Below are 25,887 nucleotides of genomic sequence, written 5' to 3'. Positions count from 1 at the left end.
CTTAAATACTATATAATGTGTATAGAAGAAACCAAATTGACGATTGTGTCAACTAAAAGTTAAAAATAATGAAAATAGATTTGCATACACATACTTATTTTTCTGATGGACATTTGTCTCCTGCGGAATTGATTATGCGTGCTCACAATCAACAAATTGATGTGTTAGCTATCACTGATCACGATACAACCGCTGGTCTGACAGAGGCTAGGGCGGCTCAGTCGGTACAAAAGCGACCGTTGGAAATAATTTCAGGAGTGGAAATAACCACGCGTTGGCATGGTTTTGAAATCCATATATTGGGTTTAAATGTGGATGATACCGATCACACGTTCCAAGCTCGATTGGCGCGACAAAGTGCTACAAGAACTGAACGAGCACAAAAAATGTGCGATAAACTCGCACGTTGTGGTTTTCTTAATGTATATGATAAGGCCATAGAAAAAGTCGGCAAAGGGCAAATCACTCGAGCTCATATTGCTCAAGTGCTCGTTGATGAGGGGATTGTCGCTCACTTTCAACAAGCGTTTACACAGTTTATTGGTAAAGATAAACGTGCTTATGTCAATTCACAGTGGATAGATATTGCAACAGCAGTGCAATGGATCAGTGAAGCGGGAGGAAAAGCGGTTGTTGCTCATCCTGGTCATTATGATATGAAAACAAAGTGGCTAAAACGTCTGCTTGGTGAATTTAAAGCAGTCGGAGGTCATGGAATGGAAGTGACTCACCCAAATATGCAGCCAACCAAAAAAACAATGCTTGCCAACTTGGCACTAGAGTTTGATTTAATGGCAGCCGTGGGGTCGGATTTTCATTTTCCGAGTCGCTGGACAGAGTTAGGTAGAAATTTAGGCATTGATAGTGTGTTAAAGCCTGTGTGGGAGCATTGGTAGATATTTATTATTGAGAAATAAAATGTATCCGCTGTGCAGAACAGGCTATTATATGGTTTAAGACCAAAGTTGTTAAGGAGTGACCCTTGAGTCAGTTTTTTTATATACATCCTGATAATCCCCAAGCACGATTAATCAAACAAGCGGTGGAGATCATAAAAAAAGGCGAAGTCATTGTATACCCAACTGATTCTGGGTACTCGATTGGTTGTCAAATGGATAACAAACAGGCTTTAGAGCGTTTATGTCAGATACGTGGTCTAGATAAAAGCCATAACTTTACACTAATGTGTAGAGACGTTTCTGAGCTTTCAGATTATGCTCGGGTGGATAATATTTCATTTCGTCTGTTAAAAAATAATACGCCAGGCCCATATACTTTTGTGTTTAAAGCGACGAAAGAAGTGCCAAAGCGTCTACAAAACCCGAAGAAAAAAACGATTGGGATTAGAGTACCCGATAATGCTATCGCATTAGCTATTCTCGAAGAATTAGGTGAGCCATTGATGTCAACGACACTGATTCTTCCTAATGCCGACATCGCTGAATCCGATCCTGATGAGATCCGCGACAAAATAGAAAAACGTGTAGGTTTAATCGTGCATGGTGGTTTCCTAGGCGAGCAGCCCACAACAGTCGTTGATTTATCTGAGGGAGAGATAAGTATTATTCGTTATGGTAGCGGTGATGCGAGTGTTTTCGAGTAGCGTGAATAGGTGGTTTGCTGGCATCAAACAGCAATACTAATAGACGGTTTTTATCAAAAATTTGCGAGAAAACCCCGTGATCAGACTTGCTCTGTCGCGGGGTAGTTCACCAGATTGCTTAAAAAACATGGCTAAAATAAGCTGCAGATTCAAGGTCATATCTTTGTCCTAAAACGAGGTAATTACTTCTTATCATTATTCAGTTATAATCACATGAGAAGGTTTTAAGCCATGGCTTGTAAGGTTTTCCCAAACCTTATCTATCGCTGTTTTACGTTAAACAGGATATTACACCTTCAACAACATCATTCTTAATAAGGCTGTTTTCAGCCTTTGCGCAAGATGGGATATCTTCCGCACCAATATGAGCATACAAATATGTCTGAAAAATTACAAAAAATACTCGCCAATAATGGCGTGGGTTCTCGTCGTGAATTAGAAACATGGATCAGTGCTGGTCGTGTCTCAGTCAATGGCAAAATTGCTGTTTTAGGTGACCGTGCTGAACCTACCGACCAAATCAGGGTGGATGGCCACTTGTTAAGCATTAGTGCTGAAAAACCTGTATGTCGAGTATTGATGTATAACAAGCCAGAAGGGGAGCTGTGTACAAGAACAGATCCGGAAGGGCGGATGACCGTCTTTGACCGTCTTCCCAATATTCATAAAGGGCGCTGGATAGCTGTGGGGCGCTTAGACTTAAATACCAGTGGTTTGTTGTTGTTTACGAATGATGGAGAACTGGCAAATCGCTTGATGCATCCTCGTCATGAGATAGAGCGAGAGTATGCGGTACGCGTTTTTGGTGAGGTGGAACAACCTACTATCAACACCTTATTAAAAGGGGTGGAATTAGACGATGGCATTGCAAAATTCACGACGATTCATGCCCGTTCAACCCAAGAAGAAAGTATCAACTCGTGGTTTAATGTGACCTTATCTGAAGGGAGAAACCGCGAAGTACGTCGTCTTTGGGAAAGCCAAGGAGTACAAGTTTCACGTTTAATTCGTCTGCGTTATGGTCCTTTAGAATTGAAAAAACGCTTGCCACAAGGGGCGTGGATGGAGTTGGAGTTACCGGACGTCAATGTTCTACGTAAGCAAGTCCAGTTGCCAGCAGAGACAGAAACCGTCGTGGGGATCCATGATAATAAACTTGATCATAGCAAACTGCAACGCATGCGTAAGTCGGTTAAAAAGCATCAACAAAATCGAGAAAAGTTTGCGAATTTTAAAGAAGGTCAAGCTAAAGCAGGTATAGAGTCAGTAGAATCAACTACTGACAAGCCCAAACATAAACACAAAAAATCGAATAAACAAAACGATAAAGGGCGCAGAAATCAACGTCATATTCGAGAAGAGGAGCCTAGAGGTTCGGGTAAGCCTGTACATAAAAAAAGGCGTTCACCAGCAAAACCAAAGTCCAGAACACGAATCTAGCAAAGACGAACTTTAGGTATAACCTGTTTAGATAAAGATAGGAACTAGCTATAGTTCGGTATTGCAATAACAGCCCTGGGCATCAGCAATGATGACAGGGTTTGCAAACATACTACGGTTAGCATACGCGAGTACTTCATTTACTGGACCATTACTATTAAGGCAACCTAGACCTGTACTGTAAGGACCCAAAAAACGAAGTTGTCCATTGAATATAACAGCAACGGCTGGAGTAGATGGAATCAGCTTTTTAAATTTAGGGTAAACATCAAGGTTAATTGTAATGGAAGGCATGCCTTGCATCTTGCCTAATGCGTCTATTTTATGCTTGTGAGATTTTGCCACCCACTCACACATACAATCACCTTGTTCAAAGTGGATAATATGTGCTTTTTCTTTACCAATATATGGAGCCAGTAAACCGACAAATTCCAAATCATAATTGACGTCTGCAATTTGTTCAGAAAACTTGAGGTTTGGGTCAAATTCTGTGAGTTGAGAGTTACCAATTTGAAGTACAGCAAATATCGCCACAATGGCCCATAAAAGCAGTAATCCAATCGTTTTTTTTTGCATCGTTAGTTTAATGGAGTATTAAATTCTTCAGATAGCTCAAAATCGCCAGTAGCAGAAGTAAGCTTGTTGTCAGTGAACTCTAGAATAAGCTCTTTGCGAAGATCTTTACCAAAACCTTGCATGCCACGCTTAATTTCATAAATATAATACCATTTATCATCATTAAACATATCGTTTACAACTGGCTTGCCTAAAACAAACTCGACTTGTTCTTTGGTCATTTCGATACGTAATTTTTCAACATCTCTTTTATCTAAAAAGTTGCCTTGGGGTATATCAATTCGAAATATCCAGTTACTGCAAGCACTCAATGATAAGGTGCTAATAAGAACAAAGATAAGAGCTAAAGATTTCATGGTATTCCTACGCGTTTGCCTGATGACATTATTATAATGTGTACATTATTCATAGATAAGTACAGTAGTGGTTGCAGATGCTAACCTACACCCTAGGACCAATCAACCTTTAATTAGTTTCATGAAACTTTTTTCAACAGGTCTTGTGCGTTAGCAATCGCCGACTCAGTGAGTTCATCACCTGCTAATAGTCGGGCTAATTCATGGACACGACTATCGGGGGTTAATTCCCGCATAGTTGTTTCGGTGGTATCCCCATCGGTGAGCTTACTGACAAATAGCTGTTGATGACCTTGCGCTGCAACTTGTGGTAAATGTGTCACACAAAGCACCTGACAATGTTTGCCTAGTTGACGTAACAGACTGCCAACAATCGATGCAGTAGGGCCACTGATACCGGTATCTACTTCATCAAAAATCAAAGTGGGGACTTGGTTAATGTCAGAAGTAATCACTTGGATCGCTAAGCCAATTCTAGATAATTCTCCTCCTGATACCACATCTTCGATATTTCCCATAGGTTGGCCAGGGTTGGTTGTTACTTGAATAGAAATTTCATCCAAGCCTTCGCTACTAAAAGGAGCAGCTTCGTTAAAGGTCACCGCAAAAGCGAGTTTTGCGTGAGGCATGTTCATATTGGCAATGGCTTTTTGAATCTGTTCGGCTAAAACTTGACCATGTTTTTGCCTAGAGTGACTTAGCGCATTTGCCGCATCCTTATAATTTACGGCTAACATATCCACTTCTTCTCGCAAATGCACTAACGAGGCTTCGTCAGATTGCAAAGATGCTAACTCTTGGCTCAGAGCTTGGTGGGTGTGATAAAGTTGTTCTGGAGATACACCGTGCTTGCGAGCTAGCTCCATTGCTTGGGTATATCTAGCTTCAACCTGGGTGATCCTGAGGGGATCAATATCCAAATCATCACAATACAGTCTTAGTTCATTACTGGCTTCTTCTATATTGACAGTGGCTTCATTTAAACATGTAACAATGGGCGCTAGACTCGCATCGTGTTCGACTAATTCTTGTAAGTCATAGAGTGATTTTTGTACTATGGATAAAGCGTTACTTTGTTCGTCATCATATAAACGGTGAAAACTAAGTTGTGCGCTTTCTAATAATGTTTGTGCATGACTGAGACGTTTATGCTCACTTTCTAATTCGGTAAATTCATGTTCGGCCAATGCAAAGTCATTGAGTTCCTGGACTTGGTAAGTAAGCAGTTGGGCACGGTCTTTTCGTTGTTGTTGAGCTTTTGTGAGCTCAGTCAATTTTTGCTGGGTTTTATGATAATCCGCATAATGGGTTTTTACGGCATCGATAAGTTCATCATGTTGCGCAAAAGTATCCAATAAGTGTCGCTGTTCTTCTGCTTTTAACAAGCGGTGGTGGGCATGTTGACCATGGATGCTGACCAACCATCCGCCGACTTGTTTCAGTTGCGCTAGAGTGACTGTGCGACCATTGATAAACGCTTTGGAACGTCCTTCACTAGAAATGACGCGTCTGATATGAATTTCATCAGGTTGTTCTTCTAGAATGAGTTCGTGTTCTAAAAGCCATGCTTTGACAGGATTATTTGCATGTAATCTTGTGGCAGACGTGTTTTTTTTACTTGTTTTAGCATCTGTCGTCGATTTGGGTAAAGTGATATTAGGTAAAGTAAACACGGCATTGACTTCGGCCTTACTGCACCCTTTACGCACAGATGCAGCATCTGCACGGGCGCCCAAACACAAACTTAAGCCGTCAATCGCAATGGATTTACCAGCACCCGTTTCACCCGTAACAACACTTAGACCTGATTTGAAATCAACCGAAACTGATTTAACAATAGCAAAATTATTAATAGAAAGTGACTGTAACATAACAAAAGCCTGTGTATACATACATTATCTGTAAATATATACAGTATTTAATGCTTGTGCAAATATTTTTAGTACAGTTTGGTACCCCAGTTCAGTTTTGTCCGCAGTACATTGAAATAATCATAGCTAGGAGGGTGGACGATAGTGAGTTTGTTTGGGGACTTACGGATAACGACTTCATCACCAGGTAGAATATTCAGTGCGATATGACTGTCACAACTGACCTGTAATGTATCGGAATTCACTTTAGAGACTCGCAATGTGATGGTGCTATCAGCATCCACCACAATAGGGCGCGAGGTTAGGGTATGTGGAAACATAGGTACCAAGGTCAACGCATCTAAGGTTGGCATCAGAATCGGACCACCACCAGACAGTGAATAGGCAGTTGAACCTGTCGGTGTCGCAATGATCAACCCATCCGAGCGTTGAGAAAACATGAATTGGTCATTTATATACACCTCAAATTCCATCATATGCGCGACTTTACCATGATGCAGAACCACTTCATTGACGGCAACATTAGTAGACTTCAAGGACTCATGACGAAACACATCAACTTCGAGTAAAAATCTTTGTTCGGATTTTCCTTTACCCGCAAATAAGGTATCCAATTCATTTTCTATGTTGTCAGGTGATATATCGGTTAAAAAACCAAGATTACCACGGTTTACACCGACTACATCGATATCAAAACGCGCCAACACGCGAGCTGCACCAAGCATGTTGCCATCTCCACCGACGACTATCGCTAGGTCAGCTTCATGCCCAATGGTGACTAATTCAGCTGCAGTTAAACGCTCATCATTCATTTCTGCATGTAAGCGCGTCTCAATGAGAATTTTACAGCCTTGTTTAGTTAAATATTCAGTCAAAGCGGTTAAGCTAACATGTGTACCTTCATGATCAGGTTTTCCGATTAAACCCACAGTTTGATATTTCATTGTGTTGTTCACATTATTCAGATGAGCTGAATGTAGCACTTTTTAAATAAAAAAACACTAGCGCCTAGCGTGCAGTCCAGCCACCATCTAATACAAGTGTTTGTGCAGTGATGTTTTTGGCCGCACTACTCATCAAAAATTCTGCTGTTTGTGCTAACTCACTGGGATCAATAAATGCTTTTTTTGGCATGGGTTCCAGCATGATTTTATGCACCACATCCTCTTCAGATAGACCGTGTTCAAGCGCTTGTGCAGCAATCTGTTTTTCCACTAATGGCGTTTTGACATATGCTGGGCACAGTGTGTTGATCGTGACATCACAATCGCCTGTTTCTAAAGCAATTGTCTTAGCAAAACCAAGTAATCCGTGTTTTGCTGCAACATATGCTGATTTGAACGGAGAAGCAACCAAAGAGTGCACCGAACCCACATTGATAATTCGGCCATAGTTTTGCTCGCGCATGTGGGGTAAAAATTGTTGGGTAAGTAAGGCTGGACCAACCAACATAATATTGATTAATAGCTGCCATTTTTCAGGTGGAAAATCTTCTAATTTTGAGACATGCTGGATCCCGGCATTATTGATTAGGACATCCACTTTTTGACCGTTTAGTACGGTATTGATTTGGCCAATTTGAGCAATGTTGCCTACGTCTAATTGCACAGCTTGGGCACTAATCCCTTCTTTGGCTAAATTCAAACACGTTTCTTGTGCAGCTTCGCCGTGTAAATCGGCAATGATAATATGATGTCCTTGCTGTCCAAGGTACTTTGCTACACCTAGACCAATTCCGCTGGCACCGCCAGTAATAAAGATTGTTTTACTCATGGGTGAAATGTCCTTATTTGCTAGTTAGATAAACGCAATATTAATAATACGTCTTAACATAGTGGCTTTTGTCGGAGGATACAATACGACTAACTGCTTAGCCCATGCAATAACCCTCTATATCCTGCCAATAAAGGGATAAAGTAGGTGGAGATGGGAAGGACTTATTTTTTATTTTTGGTAATCCAACGATCTAAAGCATTAGCGAAAGCTTGTACTTCTGACTGAGAAATGGCGGGAGGTCCACCTGTTTGTACTCCAGAAGAACGCATTGTATCCATAAAGTCACGCATGTTAAGACGGCTTTTAATGTTGTGTTCGGTATACATTTCACCGCGTGGGTTCAGCGCTGCCGCACCTTTATCGATCACTTCGGCTGCCAAAGGAATATCCGCAGTAATCACAAGATCTGTCGGTGCCACTAACTTCACAATTTCATCATCCGCGATATCAAAACCAGAAGGTACCTGACGCATATGAATGTAAGGAGATGGCGGTTTACTAATATTCTGATTAGCCACCATAGTTGTGTGTATTTTGGTGCGTTGAGCGGCCTTGAATAATATATTTTTTATTAGGTTAGGACACGCGTCTGCGTCAATATAAATGTGCATGTTTTTTCAATGTGCTTAGTCAAAAAAACAATCATACTAAATTTCAATTGGAAAGACAGGGATTGTTGATATGACTTTTGCACTTAAAACCTTGTAAAAAATAGGGAGAAATTTGAAATTTCCCCTTGAACTTCTTCTGACTATCCCCATTAACTTGAACATTACGTCAAAATCACCTTATTTACTGGAGGATAGCATGAGCGATAACCGTGATATGCCTGAAGAAAATACACCACAAAATCCTGTTGAGGAAGTGGCCAATGACAATGTGGAAACAACAGATTCTGCCACAGATAATGGCGTGAATGCCGACAATTCGGTTGTTGAGGAAGTTGTTGAGCTTTCTCCAGAAGAGCAAAAAATTGCTGAGTTGACAGCTGAAGTTGCTGCAGCAAAACAAGCGCTAGCCGATCAGAAAGAAGGTGCCCTGAGAGCGCTAGCTGAAGGTGAAAACGCAAAACGTCGTGCCGAAACTGAAATTGATAAAGCACGAAAGTTTGCTTTAGAAAAATTTGCGGGTGATTTACTCCCAGTACTAGATAACCTCGAGCAAGCCATCCGTTTTGCCGACCGTGAAAACGAAGATACCAAACCAATTATTGAAGGGGTTGACCTGACCCTCAAGACATTTACTAGCACAGTTGAAAAACACGGTTTAGTGGTTTTGGATCCTGAAGGTGAAACATTTAATCCAGAGCAACACCAAGCAATGTCGATGCAAGAATCTGCAGATTTAGCGCCCAATACAGTAATGGCGGTTATGCAGAAAGGATACCAAATCAATGGTCGTTTGTTACGTCCAGCAATGGTCATGGTGTCTAAAGCGCCTGAAGCCCCTGCAAACCAAGTAGATGTAGAAGCATAATTTTTTTTTATTAGGGTTGAAAACACAAATAATAACCTTATTAAAAGTATAGACATTAACAATAGTTAAATTTTTCGGAGTAAATACAATGGGTAAAATCATTGGTATCGATTTAGGTACAACCAATTCATGTGTAGCAGTATTAGACGGTGATTCAGCAAAGGTAATTGAAAATGCTGAAGGCGATCGCACAACCCCATCTATCATCGCGTATAGTCAAGATGGTGAAACGTTAGTTGGTTCTCCAGCAAAACGTCAAGCGGTTACAAACCCGAAAAATACACTTTTCGCCATCAAGCGTTTAATCGGTCGTCGCTTCGAAGATAAAGAAGTTCAAAAAGACATCGATATTATGCCGTTTGAAATTATCAAAGCTGACAATGGTGACGCTTGGGTATCTGCCAAAGGCGAGAAAATGGCACCGCCACAAATCTCAGCAGAAGTCTTAAAGAAAATGAAGAAAACAGCTGAAGATTTCTTAGGTGAAGAAGTGACAGGTGCCGTGATTACTGTTCCTGCATATTTCAACGATTCACAACGTCAAGCAACAAAAGATGCCGGCCGTATTGCAGGTTTAGAAGTTAAACGAATTATTAACGAACCCACTGCAGCAGCTCTGGCCTATGGTATGGACAAGAAAGGCGGCGAAAGTATTGTTGCTGTTTACGATTTAGGTGGTGGTACGTTTGATATCTCTATTATCGAAATCGATGAAGTCGATGGTGAGCATACGTTTGAAGTATTAGCGACTAATGGTGATACTCACTTAGGTGGAGAAGATTTCGATAATCGCATGATCAATTATTTGGTAGAAGAATTCCAAAAAGAACAAAACTTCGATTTACGTAAAGATCCACTGGCTATGCAGCGTTTGAAAGAAGCCGGTGAGAAAGCTAAAATTGAATTGTCTTCTGCACAGCAAACAGAAGTTAACTTACCATACATTACTGCAGATGCCTCTGGTCCTAAGCACTTAGCAATTAAAGTAACACGTGCAAAACTAGAGTCTTTAGTTGAAGATATGGTGAAAGCTTCTCTTGAGCCAGTCAAAAAAGCATTAGCGGATGCAGATTTATCTGTTTCTGATATCAACGACATTATTCTTGTTGGTGGTCAGACGCGTATGCCATTAGTACAGAAATATGTTGCAGAGTTCTTTGGTAAAGAGCCGCGTAAAGACGTTAACCCAGATGAAGCTGTAGCTACTGGTGCTGCGATTCAGGGTGCGGTTCTTTCTGGTGATGTTAAAGACGTTTTATTGTTAGACGTTACGCCTTTGTCATTGGGTATCGAAACAATGGGTGGCGTGATGACCGCTTTAATTGAGAAGAATACGACGATTCCTACTAAGAAAGGTCAAACATTCTCAACGGCTGAAGATAACCAATCTGCAGTAACAGTACACGTGTTACAGGGTGAGCGTAAACAAGCTCAAGGTAACAAATCTTTAGGTCAATTCAACCTTGAAGGTATTCGCCCAGCACAACGTGGTGTACCACAAATTGAAGTCACGTTTGATATCGATGCTGATGGTATCTTGCATGTTTCTGCAAAAGACAAAGACACTGGCAAAGAGCAGAAAATCACGATTCAAGCATCTTCAGGTTTAAGTGATGATGAAATCGAACAAATGGTACAAGACGCTGAAGCAAACAAAGAAGCGGATGCTAAGTTTGAAGAATTAGTACAAGCCCGTAACTCTGCAGACGGTATGGTAGCAAGTATCAAGAAGCAAGTTGAAGAAGCTGGCGATGCTTTACCAGCAGACGAAAAAGAAAAAATCGAAGTTGCAACTGCTGAGCTAGAAACAGCTGCACGTGGTGAAGATAAAGCTGAAATCGAAGCGAAAACACAAGCGTTGATTGAAGCTTCTGCGAAATTAATGGAAATCGCTCAAGCACAAGCTGGTGCTGCTGGCGCTGAAGCTGCAGAGCCTCAAGCTGAAACTGCAAAAGCAGATGATGATGTAGTTGATGCTGAGTTTGAAGAAGTTAAAGACGATAAGAAGTAATCAAACCCATTGCGCTAAAATAGTGTAATGCGATGAGCTAACTAGAAGCGCAGCAGGTGTAAAATCTTGTTGCGCTTTTCTATTAACAAGAATGAGCAATATCTATGTCAAAACGCGACTACTATGAAGTCCTAGGTGTCAGTAAATCAGCTGGTGAGCGTGAAATTAAAAAAGCGTATAAAAAGCTAGCAATGAAGTATCACCCTGACCGTACTCAGGGCGACAAAGACATGGAAGAAAAATTTAAAGAAATTCAAGAAGCGCATGAGATCCTAACTGATGATCAAAAACGCGCCGCGTATGACCAGTATGGTCATGCTGCGTTTGATCAATCACGTGGTGGTGGTCATGGTGGTGCCGCTGATTTCGGTGATATTTTTGGTGATGTATTTGGTGACATCTTTGGTGGCGGTGGTGGCCGTGGCCGTCAACGAGCACGCCAAGGCAGTGACTTACGCTACAATTTAGAGTTATCGCTAGAAGAAGCTGTTGCTGGTAAAGAAGTTGAGATTCGTGTGCCGACCTTAGTAGAGTGTAACTCTTGTGATGGTTCTGGCGCCAAAAAAGGCACATCAGCGAAAACGTGTTCTACCTGTCACGGTAATGGCCAAGTACAAATGCGCCAAGGATTCTTTGCGGTACAACAAACGTGTCCTACTTGTGGCGGGCAGGGCAAAGTGATTTCAGATCCATGTTCACCATGTCGTGGTCAGGGCCGAGTTGAAGATACCAAAACGTTATCTGTTAAGATCCCTCCAGGCGTTGATACTGGCGACAGAATTCGCTTGACGGGTGAAGGTGAAGCCGGTGAGAAGGGGGCTCCGACAGGTGATTTATATGTTCAAGTACATGTCAAAGCACATGATATTTTTGAACGTGATGGCAATAATCTATATTGTGAAGTCCCTTTGAGTTTTGTTACTGCTGCTTTAGGTGGAGAGATTGAAGTCCCCACCTTAAATGGCAAAGTGAAACTGAAGGTCAGCCCAGAAACCCAAACGGGCAGAATGTTCCGCTTACGTGGTAAGGGCGTTAAATCAGTACGTAGTAATTCGACGGGTGATTTGATGTGCAAAGTAGTGTTGGAAACACCAGTGAACTTATCCAATAAACAAAAAGAACTCTTATCTGAGTTTGAAAAGTCTATGGATGGTTCTACGGCAAAGCATCGACCTAAAGAACAAGGTTTCTTTGACGGTGTGAAAAAGTTCTTTGATGACCTAACATAAATATTAAGCCCCTAAAAACCCGTACTTAGCACTGACTGAGTACGGGTTTTTTTATATGAAAATTTGACTCACTATCCAAAAATACACCCCAAATCACAAATTGATGCTTTATCTATACTGTATTTATAGCGGAATTTTTGCTAATTTAATCACGAATGCATGTTCTCAATAACAAGGATAATTATGAAATCATTTACCCAATCACTTGCTAAATGCACCTTAGTGGCAGCATTACTTGGTGCGTCTTCGATAACCGTAGCTGCAGAAATGTCAGTTAAACAAGCTAAATCAGCTGTTGAATTTAGGCAGTCCATTTTCCAATTATTGAAAAGTAATATTGGTCCTTTAGGCGCTATGGCAAAAGGCCGTATCCCAATGAATGAAGCTGTGATAGAAACAAACGCAATACGCATGGAGCAGTTATCCTTCATGATCACCGATTACTTCAAAGCAGATACTAGAGGCACTGGTGTTAAATCTGGTTCATTAGATAAGATCTGGGAAGACCAAGCAGGTTTTGCGCAAAAAGCCCAAGATTTATCGACCGCTTCAGCAGCCCTTCTGGCTACTGTAAAAGCCAAAGACACGGCTAACTATAAAAGCGCTATTGGTGCTGTAGGGAAGACTTGTAAAGCTTGTCACGACGATTATAAAGCCGATTAAACGTTTGTATGGCGAGGTAGCATAATCGCTATCTCGCAAAGCTTTACCTCATTTCATTTGTCACAGCACATATTGGCTTTACCTTATCTTATGTTTAGAAATCCCAATCATCAGCTGGGTTGATGCCAAGCCATTGTGGTAGATAATTCACGCTACAATACACCAGCGTAATCGCAATACCTAAACTCACTAACGCTCTGCTATGCACTTGTAAGTTACTCATAGACGGCGGTGTTATAAGCGGCTTTTTGCCATGAAACATCGCTTTGATCAAATAAGGTTCTGCATGCAACACATGCCAAACTACCGCCAATATGTGCACGAGGATCAGCAATACTAAAAGGTCAAAACTCGTATCATGCAAGCTTTGGATCACATTTTCGATAGTAGTATCTAACCAACCCAATAAAGGCCCAGAAAAAAAGATATCATCTGTCATAAATAACCCAGATATACTTTGCACTAAGATCAAGCCGAAAAATGTCAATACAGCGATGCTACCCAGAGGATTATGTGTGGCATAAACCGGTTTGGGTTTTGCCCTAAGATAGGTAAATAAGGTTTTTAGATTAGGAGAAAAGTGCCTAAAGCGGACCGTATGAGGACCAATAAAGCCCCAAATTATCCGCCATAGTATGAGTGAAAGCAGTCCATATCCCACTAATGCATGCTGTTCCATAGCATCATCTAATAATTCCATGCTGACCCATTGATAAGCGATGCCAAGTACCAATAACCAATGAAATAAACGGGTATAAATATCCCATACTTGATTTTGCGTTTTCACAGTTTTTCTCACAAAAATTGTTTACATCCATGCTTGCGCTTTGGATTCTACATTATACAGGATGTAGGTTTGTATACGTTGCGCTAGATCAGCATTTATCAAAGGAATACTATAACTACCAGATGCTAACTGAATTTTCAGTGAAGCTAGTTGTGCTTTTTCCATGAAAACACTTTGAGAAAAAGTGACCCGTTGGACTTTATTAATCGGTATACAGTAACGGTCAGCACCAAATAAGCCTTTGCGAATATAAATATAGGTTTCATTTACAGCATATCCCCAACGCCACCAACGCAGAACGATTAAACCGCTCCACAGACCCGTAAGTACAATCGGGTACAGCCAATTAACGGTGTTTCCTTGATGATGATTCCATGCAAGAAACCCAGTGAGTACGCTCATTGGGATCGCCAAGATGATAAGGTGACGGATAATAAAACGTTTTGATATATTTAAAAACTCGATTTCATGCAGATTATGCAAAGGAAACACATGCGCTAAAATATCTCTGCATTCATAGGCAAAAACCGATGGGACCATCAGTTTATTATTTGCTGCACTGGGGTTTGCATTAGCGATTTGCCCATTGAGTTGTTCTAATTTTAAATTATATCGCCCAAAAACGATATCCAACCAATCCTGTTTCATGATGGCAACTTGGATCCGAGAAAACGTCACACTGATTTCATGTTTGGTAATCAAACCACTGCGGCGAATAAATTTTTCAGTGGTCTTGGATAAGGTATAGCCATAAAACATAATGATGGCGCCAACGATGGATAAGAGGGTGATTAGCCCAATGCACAGCAAAAATAGACTGAGGGCATAAATAGCGAGGATGATAAAACTTTCTGATTCGATTGTTTGTCCTATATCCACTCCCCAACTCGCTAATTTTTCACCGATATAACCAAAAATATTATCGACAAAAGGTGCTAGACCGGCCAAAATTATAAATATCCGGTTCGACGTTATCCCGTGAAAAACGAGATCACTTAGAGAGCGTGTGTTAACGATGGTTTCGTTGTGATGGATATGTGAGTTGTTATTCTCTTCAGTTTTATCCAATACTACTTTATCCACACCAACCTGTGCTTTTACATCATTAATTTGCATTTGTAGGGATTGGGCAAATGAGAGTGGTAAGCCGATTAAACGCGCTTCTTGTTGTAGGGAACCACCAGAGTCAAATGCCATAGTAGCAAAGCCAAACAAGCGATAGTAGAAAGGTTGTTCTATCTTAATGTTTTGAATGCGATTAAACGGAAGATCGACATGTTTCTTTTTAAAAATGCCACTTTTTACTTCGACCGTTGTTGGGCTCAAGCGATAACGAAACACCAAAAAAGACCATACCGCAAAAAAGGTGATTAAGCCCAAAATTACACCAACAATACCTACTGCGATCCATGGGTTTTCTCTAATTTCATCCCATAATGTAATAAACATCGGGATCATATAAAAAACGTTGTTGATAATCCCTACCACTAATTTTTCTATAAAATACAAGATGGCGATGGGGGACACTTTATGCCACTCATCGTCCTGAGTAAGTATACTTTTAGTAGTAGGTATTAGATTCTCTGGTTCTGATATTTGGGTATTATCCGCAATACTTTTTGACATATTTTGAGAGACATTTTCACCCATGATGCTGAAGTTCCTTATGCGCTAAAATGTTAGCTCGCATAGCCACTGCATCACCATCCAATAAGCCTGGAATGACAAATGTTTGGGTTACGTCGCCCGCACTAAACACATGGAGATTGGCTAAGCCGACTTTTCTATCCACTGGCCCCCTTTGCACTTCTATGTGTTGTATGCGACAAATTGGCTGCGTGATTTGCTTACGGAAAATAAGCCCTTTGAATAAGGTGATATCTTGCTCTCTAACACAAAAGCCAACTTTTTTTGCTGCATAATAGCCATAAATAGAAAATAATACCCAAAGAGTACTGACCGCAGATAAAATTCGCACCATCCAATATCGTCCTGTTTCTGGGATGATCCAAATAGGCTGATAAGTCACTGCGATACCGACTAAAACAACGATTAATAGAAATGCAATACTCACACTTAGTTCAGTTATTGGGTAATGGGCAGCCACAGGAGTCGCTGCCAAGGGGACGTTTTTTTCGGCATCGATCGCCACGTGTAAGTTAGAAAATGTTGTATCTGAATTAACAGTTTGAGTTGTCATAGCCAAGTCCATGGGTGGGTAGTACTGAATACTTAACGGTTTTATACACAAAAATATATAGAAAAATGCTATGCTAACTTTAGCAGTGTATTTACATTTGTTAAGTGTAGATATGTAAGAATATGTTAAACAGGAATGAAATGTTGAAGATTGGTATTTTTGGCGCAACAGGGCGCATGGGTAAAAACTTAATAGAAGCTGTGTTAAATGACTCTCGCGCGTCGCTGCATTCCGCCAGTGCTCGTCCTAGTTCTGCTTTTATGGGTATGGATGCTGGCACTGTCATAGGACAAGCACCTTGTGCCGTTGCACTTACAGCATATCAGGACATTGACGCTGCTTCTGCTTCTGTATTTATTGATTTTACTCTACCTGAGTCTTTGGCAGACCATCTGGCTTTTTGTGTTGCACAACAGCGCCCCATGGTGATTGGCACGACGGGCTTGTCTACAGCGCAACTTGCTTTGCTAGATGACGCTGCGAAAACGATTCCTATTGTCTTTGCTGCCAATTATTCTGTCGGTGTAAATTTGCTAATCAAACTTGCACAACAAACAGCGGCAGTAATGGGCGATAGCGCAGATATCGAAATTATTGAAACGCATCATCGCTACAAAGTGGATGCGCCTTCTGGCACCGCATTAGCCCTTGGAGAAGGGATTGCGCAAACAACTGGACGTAATTTGGCAACAGATGCGGTATATGGTCGAGAAGGGTATACCGGTGAGCGTGCACACCAAACGATTGGTTTTGCTACTGTACGTGGCGGTGATGTTGTGGGTGATCATACGGTGTTGTTCGCCGATATTGGCGAGCGCATTGAACTCACGCATAAAGCCTCTTCTCGAATGACGTTTGCCAAAGGCGCGGTAACAGCTGCGCATTGGGTGGTAGGAAAACCTCCTGGGTTATACTCGATGATGGATGTATTGGGTTTGGCATAAACATTTAATCTAAAATAAATCTTCTTAATTATAGTTATTTAAGATAGTGATAATCTCTGTAAAAGCTTATTAAAGAGGGACTTTCATAAGAGAAAAAGGGATGTTTTTCTGTGTGAAGATTGTGTTTTTTAAAGGTTTAGTTAACAAAACGTTAAGAACTGCTTATTTTAAGCAATTTTGTAAACAGTAGTGGACGAAAACCTATTCAGTATATATAATTGCTTTAATTTGCCCACGTAAAATAAATCTACCGACAGGAGTTAGTAGTGTGTTTGGCAAAGAATCTGTAAGCGGGATGTGCACAGCGTGTAGTATCCCGTTTTTTGTGCGTGTAATTCGCGATTTGTTGTCGTTTATTACACATTAGTTACCTTTAACCTGGAGGTTGACTTGGCTCATTCTGCTCTATTAGTGTTAGAAGACGGTTCAGTCTTTACCGGTACCGCCATTGGTGCCACAGGATATTCTGTTGGTGAAGTAGTATTTAATACTTCAATGACAGGCTATCAAGAAATTATCACCGACCCATCCTATGCTGAACAAATAGTAACACTGACTTATCCTCATATTGGTAATACGGGTACCAATGCCGAAGACGTTGAATCCTCTCAAATTTGGGCGAAAGGCCTTGTTATCAGAGACCTTCCTTTAATCGCTAGTAATTTCCGCTGTGAACAAACGCTCAGTGAATATCTTCAAGCCAACAATATTGTTGGAATTGCAGATATTGATACTCGACGTTTAACGCGTATTTTACGTGATAAAGGCGCTCAAAACGGCTGTGTTGTGAGCGGTGCTGCGCTGACAGAGTCAGAAGCTCTAGCTAAAGCCCAAGCGTTTGGTGGTTTAAAAGGTTTAGATCTAGCCAAAGAAGTGACTTGCACAGAGATCCATAATTGGAATGACAGTGTGTGGAATTTAGGCGAAGGCTATGTCACTGATGTAAGCGAATTACCGCATCATGTCGTGGCTTATGACTTTGGTGCAAAAAGTAATATTTTGAGAATGTTGGTTGCCAGAGGGTGTCGCTTAACGATTGTACCAGCACAAACTTCTGCAGAAGAGGTTCTAGCCTTAAACCCCGATGGTATCTTTTTATCCAATGGTCCTGGCGACCCAGAACCATGTACTTATGCGATTGCCGCCATTCAGACGTTTTTAGAAAAAGGCTTACCTATTTTTGGTATTTGCTTAGGTCATCAATTACTTGCCTTGGCGAGTGGTGCAAAAACAGAAAAAATGAAATTTGGTCACCATGGTGCAAACCACCCAGTAAAAGATTTGAGCGCAAATGTGGTTATGATCACATCACAAAACCATGGTTTTGCAGTACAAGAGTCTTCTTTACCTGAGAATATTGAGGTGACGCATATTTCTTTATTCGATAAATCTCTACAAGGGATTCATTTGACGGATAAACCTGCATTTGGCTTCCAAGGTCACCCTGAAGCGAGCCCAGGTCCACACGATGCGGCCAATTTATTTGACCACTTTATTGAACTTATCGAACAACACAAGCAATAGGAAAGAAGAATGCCAAAGCGTACTGACATACAAAGTGTCCTTATATTAGGTGCAGGTCCTATTGTAATTGGACAAGCCTGTGAGTTTGATTACTCCGGTGCACAAGCATGTAAAGCACTACGTGAAGAAGGTTATAGAGTTATCTTAGTGAACTCTAACCCCGCGACTATCATGACCGACCCAGAAATGGCTGATGCTACTTACATTGAGCCTATTCATTGGGAAGTCGTCGAAAAGATTATTGAAAAAGAACGTCCTGATGTTGTACTACCAACGATGGGCGGACAAACCGCATTAAACTGTGCGCTTGATTTAGATAAACATGGTGTCCTTGCCAAATACAATGTCGAGCTTATCGGTGCGACAGCGGATGCCATCGACAAAGCCGAAGATCGCGAACGCTTTGATAAAGCGATGAAAGCCATCGGCCTGGAATGTCCTCGAGCTGAAATAGCACACTCCATGACGGAAGCTCACGATGTTTTATCTCGTATAGGTTTCCCATGTATAATACGTCCTTCTTTTACCATGGGTGGCTCCGGTGGTGGTATTGCTTATAACATTGATGAATTCAATGAAATCTGTACTCGTGGATTAGATTTATCACCTACCTCAGAACTCCTCATTGACGAATCATTGATTGGCTGGAAAGAATACGAGATGGAAGTTGTGCGCGATAAAGCGGATAACTGTATCATTGTTTGTACTATTGAAAACTTTGACGCTATGGGTGTTCACACTGGCGATTCCATCACGGTTGCACCAGCACAAACGCTGACTGACAAAGAATTCCAGATTATGCGTAACGCTGCTATGGCAGTTTTACGTGAGATTGGTGTCGAAACAGGGGGCTCTAACGTACAGTTTGGTGTATGTCCTAAAACGGGGCGCTTAGTCATTATTGAAATGAACCCACGAGTTTCTCGTTCCTCTGCATTAGCCTCAAAAGCGACGGGTTTCCCAATCGCAAAGGTGGCAGCTAAATTAGCAGTTGGTTATACCTTGGATGAACTAGCCAATGATATTACTGGCGGTTTAACGCCAGCATCATTTGAACCTGCTATTGATTATGTGGTTACCAAAATTCCACGTTTTAACTTCGAAAAATTTGCCGGCGCTAACGATCGCTTAACGACCCAAATGAAGTCTGTGGGTGAGGTGATGGCAATTGGCCGTAACCAACAAGAGTCTTTACAAAAAGCCTTGCGTGGCCTTGAAGTAGGGATGAGTGGTTTAAATCCAATCGTTGATTTAAATGACCCAGAAGCAAAAAACAAAATCATGTATGAATTACGTGAACCAGGTGCTGAACGTATCTGGTACATCGGTGACGCATTTAGAATGGGCATGTCGGTCGACGAGGTGTTTGAATTAACAAATGTTGACCGTTGGTACTTAGTGCAGTTAGAAGATATTGTTTTGGCTGAACATAAAGTAGCAGAACTCGGTCTTGCTGGTATTGATGCTGACTTTATGCGCAGTCTGAAGCGTAAAGGTTTCTCTGACTTGAGATTAGCAGAACTTGCTGGTGTAGCAGAAGATAGTGTACGTGCTGCGCGTGAAGCTTTTTCAGTGTTACCTGTCTACAAGCGCGTAGATACCTGTGCTGCTGAGTTCTCTACTTCTACTGCTTACATGTACTCTACTTATGATGAAGAGTGTGAAGCACAGCCTTCTGACAAAGATAAAATCATGGTTCTCGGTGGCGGTCCAAACCGTATTGGTCAAGGTATCGAATTTGATTATTGCTGTGTGCATGCAGCCTTAGCGATGCGTGAAGATGGTTACGAAACGATCATGGTAAACTGTAACCCAGAAACCGTATCTACTGACTATGATACATCTGATCGCTTGTATTTTGAGCCAGTGACGTTAGAAGACGTACTAGAAATTGTGCGTATCGAGAAGCCTAAAGGCGTTATCGTGCAGTATGGTGGCCAAACGCCACTTAAATTAGCACGTGCCTTAGAAGCTAACGGTGTACCGATCATTGGTACGTCTCCAGATGCGATTGATCGTGCCGAAGATCGTGAACGTTTCCAACAGTTGGTTGACAAATTAGCTCTGAAGCAACCGGCTAACGCAACGGTAAGTAATATGGAAGAAGCCTTAGCCCAAGCCGAAGTGATTGGCTTCCCGTTAGTTGTTCGTCCTTCCTATGTACTTGGTGGTCGAGCGATGGAAATTGTGTATGACCTCAAAGACTTGAAACGTTACTTAAATGATGCGGTAAAAGTTTCCAATGACTCTCCGGTCCTCTTGGATCGTTTCTTAGATGATGCGATTGAGATTGATATCGATGCTATCTGTGATGGCACAGATGTAGTTATCGGTGGAATTATGGAACATATAGAACAAGCTGGCGTGCACTCTGGTGACTCTGCTTGTTCATTACCCCCATACTCTTTAACTCCTGAAATCCAAGACGTAATGCGTAAGCAAGTTAAAGATATGGCTTTAGAGTTGGGTGTTGTGGGTCTAATGAATACTCAGTTTGCGGTCAAAGATAACGAAGTGTATCTGATCGAAGTGAATCCGCGTGCTGCTCGTACGGTACCATTTGTTTCGAAAGCGACAGGTCGTGCTTGTGCTAAAATTGGTGCGCGTGTCATGGCTGGACAGTCATTACTTGACCAAGGCATTACAAATGAAATTATTCCGCCGTTCTTCTCTGTAAAAGAAGTGGTGTTACCTTTTGCGAAGTTCCAAGGTGTCGACCCACTATTAGGGCCAGAAATGCGCTCTACGGGCGAAGTAATGGGTGTGGGTGAAACATTTGAAGAAGCGTATGCTAAAGCTAATTTAGGCGCTAGCTCACCATTGCCGACAGGAGGTAAAGCATTACTTTCCGTCAGGAATAATGACAAAGTACGTTTGGTTGAATTAGCTAAGTTAATGCTTGATAAGGGCTTTGAATTAGAAGCTACTCGAGGCACTGCTACGGCATTGTATGATGCTGGGATACACGGTGTGACAGTTGTCAATAAAGTATCAGAAGGTCGCCCCAACATTGTTGATGCATTAAAAAATGGCGAATATGCTTATGTGGTTAACACCACAGAAGGGCGTCAAGCGATTACCGATTCTGTCTACATTCGTAAAGAAGCTTTGTTAAACAAAGCGACTTATACCACTACGTTAAATGCAGCATTTGCTACCATCTTGTCTAAAGAAGCAGATGATCGTGCACGTGTAACTTCTGTCCAAGATTTACATAAACGCATGAATTAAGTGACAAGGCATATAATTCCTTTTATTATATGCTTATATTTTTTAAAAACGCGCAACTACGGCGCGTTTTTATATTTCTGTGAACCAAAAATTCTGTGAATCAAAATTTAACAGGGAACACATATGACACAATATCCAATGACGGCTCAAGGTGCAGAAATGCTGAGAGTTGAGCTTAATGAATTAAAATCAGTGCGTCGTCCACAAATCATTGCGTCGATTGCTGAAGCGCGAGAGCATGGCGATTTAAAGGAGAATGCGGAGTATCATGCTGCGCGTGAACAACAAAGTTTTTGTGAAGGACGTATTCAAGATATCGAAGCTAAACTATCAAATGCGCAGATTATTGACGTCACCAAGATGGAAAATACGGGGAAGATTATTTTTGGCACTACAGTAACGATTTTAAATTGTGATACGGACGAAGAAATCACCTATCGTATTGTGGGTGATGATGAAGCCGATATTAAAAATAAACTGATTTCTGTCAATTCACCTATTGCTAGAGGGTTAATTGGTAAAATGGTTGATGATGTTGCAAACATTCAGACACCTGCTGGAGTCATTGAGTTTGAAATCATTGACGTTCAATATATCTAAAACCTTACCTAAAACACCTGAGTATTTTCTTTTAGCCATGACCTTTATCATGGCTCTTGTCTTTGCCACATGGCAGGTACTACTCAACAACTTTGTCATTGAAAAAGCCGCATTTACGGGCAGAGAAATAGGGATATTGCAAAGCTTACGTGAAATCCCAGGCTTTTTAGCTTTTACTGCCATTTATTGGCGCTGCATTTGCTATGTGCTCACTGATCTTAGCGTATTGCATACCACTCAGACCGGTTATAGGAAATGAATTTGCATGGTCAAAATTGTCTTAACGATAGCCAGTAGACAAATTTCAAGTTCTTGACAATGAAGGTTGGGTTAAGGTCAATTCCTGACTATGCTAACGGTAAAACTCTTGAATTAGCCTCACAGTTATTGTCTCACAGCAACTATTTCACAGCGTGAAAAAATATACCGTTTGCCTATCCCGCCAATCAGTGACAATAACCTTCTACATCATCTCCTTTTTTGTCATCTTTATTTTTCGGGTTCCAACGCACCTAATGCCATTTCCAGTGCAGCAGTTCGAGATGACGTGAAGTTTTCATCACGCAAACGCGTTTCTAGTCCTAATTTTTGAAACTTTTCTTTGGCTAGGACTGTTTTTACCACCACAAACACTTTTTTATCCAAATCTAACGCTTCTTCAATTACATTCTCAAGCGATAACGTAATGGTATCGTCCAATATAGAAACATGGCTGATGTCAATAATCACCACATCGTGGTTGTTGATGTTTTTGCGCTCACGGGCGAGGGCTTTTGATACACCAAATATCATGGCACCGGAGAGATAGAAAAATAAGACTCTTCCTTGGGCCTGGTTTAACAAACGACGTTGTTCGCGGTTTAACGGGATTTGGTCATCTACATCTGACATCGCTTTGATATTATTGGATTGTGCAGCCGATAATTTTTCTATGGTAATAACATTAGCAATAAAGACACCGATACCAACAGCAACAATGAGATCGACAAAAACGGTAAGCAATAATACTGCATACATAATCAACGTTGAATGGCGAGATACTAAGTGCGCTCGTTTGATGAAACTCCAGTCGAGTATATCGACACCTACTTTAACGGCAATACCAGCGAGCACTGCTAGTGGGATTTCTTCAATCAGGGAAGCAGCGCCAAATACGGCTACAAACAAAACTACCACTCTGGCGACACCAGATAAAGCTGTGCGTCCACCTGATTGGATATTCACCACTGTACCCATAGTTGCACCTGCACCAGGCAAACCACCAAACAGCCCTGATACAATGTTGCCTAGACCTTGTCCGACTAGTTCTTTGTTGGAGTTGTGTTCTGTACGAGTCAAGTTATCAGCGATCACCGAGGTTAACATCGAATCAATACAACCTAACATCCCCAAAACTAAAGCATCTATCAGCATCGTTTGTAACTGAGCTTGTGTAAAATGAGGCAAGATCATAGAAGGTAGTGACACATCTATTTCACCGATCCGCTGCACAGGCATATGACTTAACACCAGTAATGATATGATACTGATTGCGATTAATGCGATGAGCTGTGGTGGAACGTTCTTTTTTACCTTCTCAGGAGTATAAAACAAAATGCCTAAGGTCATAGCAAACAGCACAAACTCATACCATTTAATATTACCTAACAAGTTGGGTAACTCACTGAGAGTTCCAATCACTCCTCCAGCAGGTGCAGATTGTCCCAGTGCAGGAGCTAGTTGGAGAATAATCAAAATGACCCCAATGCCTGACATAAAACCGGAAACTACGGAATAGGGCATAAGGGTGATATATTTCCCTAATCTCAAAAAACCAAAACCAATTTGGAATACACCGGCAAGCATAACAACCGTAAATGCCATGGCGAGACCATTTTCAGGGTTATTTGCAATCATAGCGCTAATAACCGCGGTCATTACCACTGTCATAGGTCCTGTTGGTTCAGAAATAAGTGTGGATGTACCACCAAATAACGAAGCAAACAAACCAATCAGAATTGCACCGTACAACCCAGCTTCGGCACCAGCACCAGAGGCAACACCAAACGTCAGAGCAAGAGGAAGAGAAACAATAGCAGCGGTCAGGCCACCTAGCATGTCGCCTTTGAGATTAGCGAAGGAAAGTTTATTTAGAGCTAGCATAGTAATCGTGGATTTCTCTAGGTAATTAAGCACTAATTTTGCGTATTGTTTCAAGTGTTTATCCTAAGATCAACACCGACCACCTATACGACTCGAGTATTATAAAAAAGCCTACCAAAGGGTAGGCTGTTTACGGTGTTATTCTTGAATAATCACACCATCTTTAATGATGATGTCAACATTTTCCAAGATTGAAATATCTTCGATAACATTACCTTTAACGGCTAAAATATCAGCAAGTTTCCCCGGTGTGACACTGCCTATGAGATGTTCTTTTTGGAGCAGTCTAGCGGGTTCAATTGTCGCTGTTTGTAATGTTTGCATGGGCGTCATACCGAACTTAACCATGCGAGAAAGTTGTTTTGCGTTATTGCCATGAGGATATACACCAGCATCAGAGCCGAATACCATTTTGGCTCCCGCTTTTAATGCTTGGTTAAAACTTTCTCTCTGGCGTTTGCCAACTGTCCGTTCTTTGGCGAGAGATTCTTCGAGGATACCAGCTTTTTCTCCTTCACCTAGGATATATTCAGTCACATAGATATCCATTGATAAATATGTGCCCATTTTGACGGCTAAATCTATCGCTTCAGCATCCAAAAAACTACCATGTTCAATGGAATCAACACCCGCTTTGATAGCGGCTTTGATCCCATTGGTCCCATGCGCATGCGCCGCTACAGTGAGCCCCCTAAGATGCGCTTCTGCAATTAAGGCTTGCATTTCCGTATCGGTAAACTGTTGCGCACCGACTTTCGTTCCCTTTGATAATACGCCACCTGTCGCGCAAAATTTAATGACGTCAGCACCGTATTTGATGTTTTGACGCACTTTGGTTTTTACAGCCCAAGGACCATCTGCTACGCCTTCACTGGTGACTGCGTACTCAAAAGGGAGTAAATTATTATCACAGTGACCGCCTGTTACTCCGATGGATGGGCCTGAAACAAACATACGCGGGCCCAAGACATCGCCTTCGTTGATTGCATCACGTAATGCGACATCCGCATATCCTGGAGCCCCAACATTTCTGACTGTAGTAAATCCTGCTAAAAGCGTTGCTTTAGCATTTTTAACGCCCGTAATGGCGCTTCGCGGAGTAGAACGAGTCAAGCGTCGATAACCATGTACATTAGCATCAGAGGTTAAATGCACATGCATATCCATCAGACCCGGTAACAAGGAATACCCAGGTAACGCTAGTACCTTGTCAGCATCAGTAGGTATGCTTTTGGCCGACTGTGGACCTACCCAGGTAAACTTGCCATCCTCGATGATCACCATCGGTTGAGTAATCTCAGTACCTGCCTCGACATCGATTAAGCGATCTGCAGTCAGTACAATTTTCTCAGCATAGGCACCATGAGTTGCACTAAGCCCTATCCAGAGACAAGCATAGCTTAGCCATTTTTTTGTTTTAGTTAGTTGCTTATTCATATTCATCCTAAGGGGTAAATT

General features: G+C 41.5%; 22 protein-coding genes and 1 pseudogene. 12 read left to right on the top strand and 11 right to left on the bottom strand.

All coding sequences use genetic code 11. The features are described from left to right. Positions 1 to 68: 68 nt before the first annotated feature. From NLF92_RS01865 to rluB, 3 genes are all read left to right on the top strand, one after another. On the top strand, positions 69 to 896 hold the full coding sequence (locus NLF92_RS01865; protein WP_254098263.1) for a PHP domain-containing protein: 828 nt from the start codon (positions 69 to 71) through the stop codon (positions 894 to 896). A gap of 86 nt (positions 897 to 982) precedes the next feature. Further along, on the top strand, positions 983 to 1,603 hold the full coding sequence (locus NLF92_RS01860) for an L-threonylcarbamoyladenylate synthase (protein WP_254098261.1): 621 nt from the start codon (positions 983 to 985) through the stop codon (positions 1,601 to 1,603). A gap of 378 nt (positions 1,604 to 1,981) precedes the next feature. Next, on the top strand, positions 1,982 to 3,043 hold the full coding sequence (rluB, locus tag NLF92_RS01855; RefSeq protein WP_432420197.1) for a 23S rRNA pseudouridine(2605) synthase RluB: 1,062 nt from the start codon (positions 1,982 to 1,984) through the stop codon (positions 3,041 to 3,043). Positions 3,044 to 3,091: 48 nt separating this feature from the next. Here rluB and NLF92_RS01850 read toward each other — a convergent pair whose 3' ends face one another. The 6 genes from NLF92_RS01850 to NLF92_RS01825 all read right to left on the bottom strand — a co-directional run bounded on the left by NLF92_RS01850 (position 3,092) and on the right by NLF92_RS01825 (position 8,233). Beyond that, on the bottom strand, positions 3,092 to 3,619 hold the full coding sequence (locus NLF92_RS01850; protein ID WP_254098259.1) for a DUF6436 domain-containing protein: 528 nt from the start codon (positions 3,617 to 3,619) through the stop codon (positions 3,092 to 3,094). A 2-nt stretch (positions 3,620 to 3,621) separates the two neighbouring features. Then, entirely contained in the window at positions 3,622 to 3,975 is a 354-nt protein-coding gene (locus NLF92_RS01845) for an outer membrane protein assembly factor BamE (RefSeq protein WP_254098257.1), read from the bottom strand. 119 nt (positions 3,976 to 4,094) lie between these two features. Then, entirely contained in the window at positions 4,095 to 5,846 is a 1,752-nt protein-coding gene (gene recN, locus NLF92_RS01840) for a DNA repair protein RecN (RefSeq protein ID WP_254098249.1), read from the bottom strand. Positions 5,847 to 5,914: 68 nt separating this feature from the next. Further along, positions 5,915 to 6,790 (bottom strand): NAD(+) kinase, encoded by an 876-nt coding sequence (gene nadK / locus NLF92_RS01835; protein WP_254098247.1) that lies wholly within the window; start codon positions 6,788 to 6,790, stop codon positions 5,915 to 5,917. Positions 6,791 to 6,854: 64 nt separating this feature from the next. Then, the gene (locus NLF92_RS01830) at positions 6,855 to 7,619 is read right to left on the bottom strand and encodes a 3-hydroxybutyrate dehydrogenase (RefSeq protein ID WP_254098245.1); all 765 of its coding nucleotides are present in this window, start codon (positions 7,617 to 7,619) and stop codon (positions 6,855 to 6,857) included. 164 nt (positions 7,620 to 7,783) lie between these two features. Continuing rightward, positions 7,784 to 8,233 carry a YaiI/YqxD family protein gene (locus tag NLF92_RS01825; protein WP_254098243.1) on the bottom strand — a complete coding sequence of 150 codons (450 nt, stop codon included), beginning with the start codon at positions 8,231 to 8,233 and terminating at the stop codon, positions 7,784 to 7,786. Positions 8,234 to 8,429: 196 nt separating this feature from the next. Here NLF92_RS01825 and grpE point away from each other — a divergent pair, with 196 nt between their 5' ends. The 4 genes from grpE (at position 8,430) to NLF92_RS01805 (ending at position 13,001) form a co-directional block, all read left to right on the top strand. Then, positions 8,430 to 9,098 (top strand): nucleotide exchange factor GrpE, encoded by a 669-nt coding sequence (grpE, locus tag NLF92_RS01820; RefSeq protein ID WP_254098241.1) that lies wholly within the window; start codon positions 8,430 to 8,432, stop codon positions 9,096 to 9,098. Positions 9,099 to 9,186: 88 nt separating this feature from the next. Then, entirely contained in the window at positions 9,187 to 11,109 is a 1,923-nt protein-coding gene (dnaK, locus tag NLF92_RS01815) for a molecular chaperone DnaK (protein WP_254098239.1), read from the top strand. Positions 11,110 to 11,213: 104 nt separating this feature from the next. After that, positions 11,214 to 12,338 (top strand): molecular chaperone DnaJ, encoded by a 1,125-nt coding sequence (dnaJ, locus tag NLF92_RS01810; RefSeq protein ID WP_254098237.1) that lies wholly within the window; start codon positions 11,214 to 11,216, stop codon positions 12,336 to 12,338. Positions 12,339 to 12,521: 183 nt separating this feature from the next. Next, entirely contained in the window at positions 12,522 to 13,001 is a 480-nt protein-coding gene (locus NLF92_RS01805; RefSeq protein WP_254098235.1) for a c-type cytochrome, read from the top strand. Between the two features lie 94 nt (positions 13,002 to 13,095). Here the strand turns inward: NLF92_RS01805 and NLF92_RS01800 are convergent, their stop codons facing one another. The 3 genes from NLF92_RS01800 to NLF92_RS01790 are packed head-to-tail and all read right to left on the bottom strand — an operon-like array spanning position 13,096 to position 15,988. Further along, on the bottom strand, positions 13,096 to 13,788 hold the full coding sequence (locus NLF92_RS01800) for a cytochrome b/b6 domain-containing protein (protein ID WP_254098233.1): 693 nt from the start codon (positions 13,786 to 13,788) through the stop codon (positions 13,096 to 13,098). Between the two features lie 21 nt (positions 13,789 to 13,809). Continuing rightward, a complete protein-coding gene (locus tag NLF92_RS01795; protein WP_254098231.1) occupies positions 13,810 to 15,438 on the bottom strand; it encodes a PH domain-containing protein in 1,629 nt (542 codons plus the stop codon). Then, positions 15,431 to 15,988, bottom strand: a complete 558-nt coding sequence (locus NLF92_RS01790; RefSeq protein ID WP_254098229.1) for a PH domain-containing protein — start codon at positions 15,986 to 15,988, stop codon at positions 15,431 to 15,433. Before NLF92_RS01790 ends, NLF92_RS01795 begins: the two co-directional genes overlap by 8 nt. A gap of 140 nt (positions 15,989 to 16,128) precedes the next feature. Here NLF92_RS01790 and dapB point away from each other — a divergent pair, with 140 nt between their 5' ends. The 5 genes and pseudogenes from dapB to NLF92_RS14250 all read left to right on the top strand — a co-directional run. Further along, on the top strand, positions 16,129 to 16,932 hold the full coding sequence (gene dapB, locus NLF92_RS01785; RefSeq protein WP_254098227.1) for a 4-hydroxy-tetrahydrodipicolinate reductase: 804 nt from the start codon (positions 16,129 to 16,131) through the stop codon (positions 16,930 to 16,932). Positions 16,933 to 17,322: 390 nt separating this feature from the next. Further along, on the top strand, positions 17,323 to 18,456 hold the full coding sequence (gene carA, locus NLF92_RS01780; RefSeq protein WP_254098225.1) for a glutamine-hydrolyzing carbamoyl-phosphate synthase small subunit: 1,134 nt from the start codon (positions 17,323 to 17,325) through the stop codon (positions 18,454 to 18,456). A 9-nt stretch (positions 18,457 to 18,465) separates the two neighbouring features. Beyond that, entirely contained in the window at positions 18,466 to 21,687 is a 3,222-nt protein-coding gene (gene carB / locus NLF92_RS01775; protein ID WP_254098223.1) for a carbamoyl-phosphate synthase large subunit, read from the top strand. A 123-nt stretch (positions 21,688 to 21,810) separates the two neighbouring features. Next, positions 21,811 to 22,287, top strand: coding sequence for a transcription elongation factor GreA (greA, locus tag NLF92_RS01770; protein ID WP_254098221.1), 477 nt, complete (start codon positions 21,811 to 21,813; stop codon positions 22,285 to 22,287). Positions 22,288 to 22,324: 37 nt separating this feature from the next. Further along, positions 22,325 to 22,474, top strand: a pseudogene (locus NLF92_RS14250) (MFS transporter); the annotation flags it as partial. A gap of 302 nt (positions 22,475 to 22,776) precedes the next feature. Here NLF92_RS14250 and NLF92_RS01760 read toward each other — a convergent pair. Together NLF92_RS01760 and NLF92_RS01755 are read right to left on the bottom strand one after the other, a co-directional pair. Then, entirely contained in the window at positions 22,777 to 24,429 is a 1,653-nt protein-coding gene (locus NLF92_RS01760) for a SulP family inorganic anion transporter (protein WP_254098323.1), read from the bottom strand. A gap of 138 nt (positions 24,430 to 24,567) precedes the next feature. Beyond that, positions 24,568 to 25,866, bottom strand: a complete 1,299-nt coding sequence (locus tag NLF92_RS01755) for a Xaa-Pro dipeptidase (protein ID WP_254098219.1) — start codon at positions 25,864 to 25,866, stop codon at positions 24,568 to 24,570. Positions 25,867 to 25,887 lie beyond the last annotated feature (21 nt).

Source organism: Opacimonas viscosa (genome assembly GCF_024199005.1).
Lineage (GTDB): Bacteria > Pseudomonadota > Gammaproteobacteria > Enterobacterales > Alteromonadaceae > Opacimonas > Opacimonas viscosa.
Note: the sequence above shows the minus strand (reverse complement) of the source record. Positions and strands in the feature narration are given on the sequence as shown.

Coding starts and splice junctions, on each gene's coding strand:
- NLF92_RS01865 (WP_254098263.1), top strand. CDS start 69: ATGAAAATAGATTTGCATACACATACTTATTTTTCTGATGGACATTTG.
- rluB (WP_432420197.1), top strand. CDS start 1,982: ATGTCTGAAAAATTACAAAAAATACTCGCCAATAATGGCGTGGGTTCT.
- NLF92_RS01850 (WP_254098259.1), bottom strand. CDS start 3,619: ATGCAAAAAAAAACGATTGGATTACTGCTTTTATGGGCCATTGTGGCG.
- NLF92_RS01845 (WP_254098257.1), bottom strand. CDS start 3,975: ATGAAATCTTTAGCTCTTATCTTTGTTCTTATTAGCACCTTATCATTG.
- recN (WP_254098249.1), bottom strand. CDS start 5,846: ATGTTACAGTCACTTTCTATTAATAATTTTGCTATTGTTAAATCAGTT.
- nadK (WP_254098247.1), bottom strand. CDS start 6,790: ATGAAATATCAAACTGTGGGTTTAATCGGAAAACCTGATCATGAAGGT.
- NLF92_RS01830 (WP_254098245.1), bottom strand. CDS start 7,619: ATGAGTAAAACAATCTTTATTACTGGCGGTGCCAGCGGAATTGGTCTA.
- NLF92_RS01825 (WP_254098243.1), bottom strand. CDS start 8,233: ATGCACATTTATATTGACGCAGACGCGTGTCCTAACCTAATAAAAAAT.
- grpE (WP_254098241.1), top strand. CDS start 8,430: ATGAGCGATAACCGTGATATGCCTGAAGAAAATACACCACAAAATCCT.
- dnaK (WP_254098239.1), top strand. CDS start 9,187: ATGGGTAAAATCATTGGTATCGATTTAGGTACAACCAATTCATGTGTA.
- dnaJ (WP_254098237.1), top strand. CDS start 11,214: ATGTCAAAACGCGACTACTATGAAGTCCTAGGTGTCAGTAAATCAGCT.
- NLF92_RS01805 (WP_254098235.1), top strand. CDS start 12,522: ATGAAATCATTTACCCAATCACTTGCTAAATGCACCTTAGTGGCAGCA.
- NLF92_RS01795 (WP_254098231.1), bottom strand. CDS start 15,438: ATGGGTGAAAATGTCTCTCAAAATATGTCAAAAAGTATTGCGGATAAT.
- NLF92_RS01790 (WP_254098229.1), bottom strand. CDS start 15,988: ATGACAACTCAAACTGTTAATTCAGATACAACATTTTCTAACTTACAC.
- dapB (WP_254098227.1), top strand. CDS start 16,129: ATGTTGAAGATTGGTATTTTTGGCGCAACAGGGCGCATGGGTAAAAAC.
- carB (WP_254098223.1), top strand. CDS start 18,466: ATGCCAAAGCGTACTGACATACAAAGTGTCCTTATATTAGGTGCAGGT.
- greA (WP_254098221.1), top strand. CDS start 21,811: ATGACACAATATCCAATGACGGCTCAAGGTGCAGAAATGCTGAGAGTT.
- NLF92_RS01760 (WP_254098323.1), bottom strand. CDS start 24,429: ATGCTAGCTCTAAATAAACTTTCCTTCGCTAATCTCAAAGGCGACATG.
- NLF92_RS01755 (WP_254098219.1), bottom strand. CDS start 25,866: ATGAATAAGCAACTAACTAAAACAAAAAAATGGCTAAGCTATGCTTGT.